Origin of the sequence: Mesorhizobium sp. M1A.F.Ca.IN.020.06.1.1 (assembly GCF_004023265.1) — a bacterium.
GTDB lineage: Bacteria > Pseudomonadota > Alphaproteobacteria > Rhizobiales > Rhizobiaceae > Mesorhizobium.
This window is the reverse complement of record NZ_RZSR01001281.1, coordinates 1-1,313: the sequence shown is the minus strand read 5'-3', so window position 1 is coordinate 1,313 and position 1,313 is coordinate 1. Positions and strand designations below refer to the sequence as shown.

At 63.6% G+C, this 1,313-nt stretch carries 1 protein-coding gene; it reads left to right on the top strand.

Annotated features, from left to right (window positions below; all coding sequences use genetic code 11):
• Positions 1–212: 212 nt before the first annotated feature.
• Positions 213–1,313: peroxidase family protein (locus EOA60_RS33270; protein WP_348632743.1), on the top strand; the 1,101-nt coding region annotated here is incomplete at its 3' end.

The window sequence follows — 1,313 nt, the reverse complement described above, 5'->3', positions numbered from 1 at the left end:
ATGCAGCGTCTGCGCCAGCGCGTCGAAATAAAGCATCTGTCGCACGGTGAGGCCGATCATAAGGAAAGCTTATCAAAACGAACAGGAAAGGCAATTTGTCTTTATCGCCAAGCCGGCCTAGGCTGGAATCATTCCAGATTGGCGCGGCCGCTGGCCGGCCCCGAAATCTGCGCAGAATCAATCTCGGAAAAATCAAAACCCTGGAGAGTAAGATGGACGCGAAAACCGACGACAACAGCGCTGGCAAATGCCCCGTGGCGCATGGATCCGCCGGCAGGACCAATCGGGATTGGTGGCCGAATCTGCTCGACCTTGGCGTTCTTCATCAGCAGTCGAACCTCTCGGACCCGATGGGCGAGGATTTCAACTACGCCACCGAATTCCGGAGCCTCGATCTCGATGCCGTGATCAAGGACCTGCACCATGTGATGACCGACTCGCAGGACTGGTGGCCGGCCGATTTCGGCCATTACGGACCGCTCTTCATCCGCATGGCCTGGCACAGTGCCGGCACCTATCGCATCGGCGACGGGCGTGGCGGCGCCGGTGCCGGCCAGCAGCGGTTCGCGCCGCTGAACAGCTGGCCGGACAATGCCAATCTCGACAAGGCACGCCGGCTGCTGTGGCCGGTCAAACAGAAATACGGCCGCAAGATCTCCTGGGCCGACCTGATGATCCTTGCCGGCAACGTCGCGCTGGAATCGATGGGCTTCAAGACCTTCGGCTTCGCCGGCGGCCGCGCCGACGTGTGGGAGCCGGAGCAGGACGTGGATTGGGGCTCCGAAACGAAGTGGCTGGACGACCAGCGCTATTCCGGCGACCGTGAACTGCAGGGCCATCTCGGCGCCGTTCAGATGGGCCTGATCTACGTCAACCCGGAAGGCCCGAACGGCAAGCCGGATCCGGTCGCCGCGGCCCGCGACATCCGCGAGACCTTCCGCCGTATGGCCATGAACGACGAAGAGACCGTGGCGCTGATCGCCGGCGGCCACACCTTCGGCAAGACCCATGGCGCCGGCGATGCCTCGCTGGTGGGCGTGGAGCCGGAAGGTGCCGGCATCGAAGCGCAGGGCCTCGGCTGGTCGAGCAAACATGCCACCGGCATTGCCGGCGACGCCATCACCTCGGGCCTGGAAGTCACCTGGACCACGACGCCGACCAGATGGAGCAACAATTTCTTCGACAACCTGTTCAACTTCGAATGGGAGCTGACGAAGAGCCCGGCCGGTGCCAATCAGTGGACGCCGAAGGGCGGCGCCGGCGCCGGCACGGTTCGGGACGCGCACAATCCCTCCAGGCGTCATGCTCCGGCC